This window comes from Pseudescherichia sp., from assembly GCF_031998825.1.
GTDB lineage: Bacteria > Pseudomonadota > Gammaproteobacteria > Enterobacterales > Enterobacteriaceae > Pseudescherichia.
This window is the reverse complement of the sequence record NZ_DAMACX010000101.1, coordinates 1-3,592: the sequence shown is the minus strand read 5'-3', so window position 1 is coordinate 3,592 and position 3,592 is coordinate 1. Positions and strand designations below refer to the sequence as shown.

The following is a 3,592-nucleotide window of genomic DNA, read 5'->3' as shown; positions in this document are numbered from 1 at the left end:
TGCCAGGCATCAAACAAAGCAGAAGGCCATCCTCACGGATGGCCTTTTTGCGTTGTGCCGCAGGCAGCATCAGCACTCCGTAGGCCCGGTAAGCGCAGCGCCACCGGGCGATTACTCCTCATTCACAAGCGATCGTCCGGCATATGGGGTACACTAGCCCTGTTTTTGTCTTTGGATGGCGTCTATGAATCACTCCCTTAAGCCCTGGAATACCTTTGGCATTGCGCATAATGCGAATCACATCGTGCTTGCCGAAAATGTGCAACAGCTCCTTAGCGCCTGGCAGAATGCCGCGCAGATCCAACAGCCCGTACTGATCCTGGGGGAAGGGAGTAACGTTCTTTTTCTGAATGATTTTGCCGGAACCGTTATTGTTAACCGCATCATGGGTATCGATATCACCGACAAAACTGACGCCTGGCATGTGCACGTTGGCGCAGGGGAGAACTGGCACCAGCTGGTTCAGTACACGTTGAGTAAAGAGATGCCCGGCCTGGAGAATCTGGCCCTGATACCGGGCTGCGTAGGTTCATCCCCCATTCAAAACATTGGCGCGTATGGCGTTGAGCTACAGCGCGTCTGTGACTACGTTGACTGCGTTGAGCTTGCTACAGGCCATACGCTGCGTCTTACCGCCCAGGAGTGCCGCTTTGGCTACCGGGACAGTATCTTCAAACATGAGTATCAGCACTCTCATGCCATTGTTGCGGTGGGGCTACGTTTACCCAAGGCATGGCAGCCGGTACTAACCTATGGCGATTTGGCGCGTCTCGATCCCGCTACCGCCACGGCGCAGGCGATCTTTGATACCGTCTGCAATATGCGCATGAGCAAGCTTCCCGATCCAAAAGTAAACGGTAACGCAGGAAGCTTCTTTAAAAACCCCGTAGTGAGCGCAGAGGTGTCGCAGCAGCTGCTGACACACTATCCTGAAGCGCCGCACTATCCACAGGCTAATGGCACCGTCAAACTGGCCGCCGGCTGGCTTATCGATCGCTGCCAGTTGAAAGGCACAACGGTAGGGGGAGCGGCCGTTCATCGCCATCAGGCGCTTGTGCTTATCAACGAGCACCAGGCGACCAGTAAGGATGTAGTCGCGCTGGCACACCATGTACGCCAGCAGGTAGGCGAAAAATTCAATGTCTGGCTGGAGCCGGAGGTACGTTTTATCGGCCCAACGGGAGAAGTAAACGCTGTGGAGATTATTGCGTGAAGGACAATACTATTCCATTAACCCTGATTTCTATCCTTGCCGACGGCGAGTTCCATTCAGGGGAGCAGCTGGGTGAGCGCCTGGGAATGAGCCGGGCGGCCATTAACAAACATGTCCAAACCCTGCGCGACTGGGGCGTTGACGTCTTTACCGTACCTGGAAAAGGGTACAGTCTGCCGGAGCCTATCCACCTGCTAAGCCAGGATTTCATCAGCAGTCAGATAAACAAGGGCCAGGTAGCGGTCCTGCCGGTTATTGGTTCAACGAATCAGTACCTGCTGGATCGTATCGGTACTCTACAGTCAGGCGATGCCTGCGTTGCCGAATATCAGCAGGCAGGGCGGGGTCGGCGCGGACGTAAATGGTTTTCGCCTTTTGGGGCGAACCTCTATCTCTCTATGTATTGGCGTCTTGAACAGGGGCCAGCCGCTGCCATTGGCCTGAGCCTGGTCATCGGTATCGTGATGGCAGAAGTGCTGCGCGATCTGGGTGCCAGCCAGGTACGTGTTAAATGGCCCAACGATCTCTATCTCCAGGATCGCAAGCTGGCCGGTATCCTTGTTGAGCTGACAGGAAAGACGGGTGACGCAGCCCAGATCGTTATCGGGGCGGGGATCAACCTGGCGATGCGGCAGGTTGAGTCAGACGTCATCAACCAGGGGTGGATCAATCTTCAGGAGGCGGGGATCGCTATCGATCGCAATACGCTGGCCGCCCGGCTGATCAACGAGCTGCGCGCTGCGTTGGAGCTATTCGAACAGGAGGGATTAACCCCTTATCTTTCCCGCTGGGAGAAGCTGGATAACTTTATTAACCGTCCGGTCAAACTTATTATTGGCGATAAAGAGATAGTCGGTATTTCACGCGGAATAGATGCGCAAGGCGCGCTGCTGTTAGAGCAGGATGGGGCAATCAAAGCCTGGATGGGCGGTGAAATTTCGCTAAGAAGCGCGGGATAATAATGAAAAAGGGAGCATAGTGCTCCCTCTTTTATTTGCGTAACCGTACCTGCTCAACCGCGTGATTAGCGCTTTTAGTCATGATCAGGCTAGCCCTTTCACGTGTCGGCAGTATATTTTCTTTCAAATTCAGAAAGTTGATCTCCTGCCACAGGGAGGTAGCGACCTTAACAGCCTCTTCTTCAGAGAGCTTCGCATAGCTGTGGAAGTAGGAGTCCGGATTACTAAATGCCCCTTCACGGAATTTTAAGAAGCGATTGATATACCAGCGCTGTAATAGCTCTTCCGGAGCATCAACATAAATAGAGAAATCGACAAAGTCCGAGACAAATACATGGTGCGGATCGTGAGGATAATCCATCCCGCTCTGCAACACGTTCAGGCCTTCGAGAATTAAAATATCGGGATGGGTAACCGTCTTATCCCCATCGGGAATAACATCATAAATAAGATGGGAGTAAACGGGGGCAGTCACGTCCGGCACGCCCGATTTGAGATCGGAAACAAACTTCACCAGGCGGTGCATATCATAGGACTGCGGGAAGCCTTTCTTCTTCATCAGGCCACGATCTTTAAGCACCTGGTTTGGATGCAGAAAGCCATCGGTGGTAATCAACTCTACCCGGCGATGCTCTGGCCAGCGGCTCAGCAGTGCCTGTAATACGCGAGCGGTGGTGCTTTTACCCACGGCCACGCTGCCAGCGATGCTGATAATATAGGGGATGCGCTGTCCGTTAGTACCCAAGAACTGTTCCAGCACGGCCTGACGGCGCAGATTGGAGCTTATATAGAAATTGAGTAAACGCGACAGGGGCAGATAGATCTCGGCGACCTCCTCAAGGGAGAGATCTTCATTAATACCTTTTAACCGCGCAATTTCCCCTTCCGTCAGGGTCATCGGCACTGAAGCACGAAGTGCAGCCCACTGGCTGCGGTTAAACTGCAAGTAAGGCGTCATTAACATTTGCTCTGCTGCATTCATAAGCATGTTTCTGCCTGCCATTGATCGTCACCGTATCGGAGATAAACGTTCAGCGATGCGCAGTCCTGAAAGACAGCTCAATGGCACGCTACATTGAAGTTTATTATGGACAATGGGCAGGAGGGTAACATCAGATTGCGGGTAAGGATAAGAAAAAATAGTGGCGAATAGTGCTTTCACTGATACGCGTCACGTAACAGGATCGGCACATAATCATTTAGTCTCTTTCTAGCGTTCCTGCTCCTCTTTACAAACCTGCAAACGTTGAATATTTGTTCGGCGTTGCATGAAATGACAGCATTTTTTCATGTCAGCGCACAAAATGTGAGCGATAGAACGTTTTATGCGATTTTTTTGTTGCATGAGTCCGCAGGTCTCCCTAGAATGCGCGCTACTTGATGCCGACTTAGCTCAGTAGGTAGAGCAACTGACTTGTAA

3 protein-coding genes are annotated in these 3,592 nt (G+C 52.3%); 2 read left to right on the top strand and 1 reads right to left on the bottom strand.

Going from position 1 to position 3,592, the window contains the following annotated elements; translation table 11 throughout:
- Positions 1 to 184: 184 nt before the first annotated feature.
- Both murB and birA read left to right on the top strand, forming a co-directional pair.
- Positions 185 to 1,213, top strand: coding sequence for a UDP-N-acetylmuramate dehydrogenase (murB, locus tag RTP97_RS21260; protein WP_312417176.1), 1,029 nt, complete (start codon positions 185 to 187; stop codon positions 1,211 to 1,213).
- Complete coding sequence (gene birA, locus RTP97_RS21255; RefSeq protein WP_312417174.1) at positions 1,210 to 2,172, top strand: bifunctional biotin--[acetyl-CoA-carboxylase] ligase/biotin operon repressor BirA; 963 nt, start codon at positions 1,210 to 1,212, stop codon at positions 2,170 to 2,172. Before murB ends, birA begins: the two co-directional genes overlap by 4 nt.
- 31 nt (positions 2,173 to 2,203) lie before the next feature.
- Here birA and coaA read toward each other — a convergent pair whose 3' ends face one another.
- On the bottom strand, positions 2,204 to 3,154 hold the full coding sequence (coaA, locus tag RTP97_RS21250) for a type I pantothenate kinase (RefSeq protein ID WP_312417179.1): 951 nt from the start codon (positions 3,152 to 3,154) through the stop codon (positions 2,204 to 2,206).
- Positions 3,155 to 3,592 lie beyond the last annotated feature (438 nt).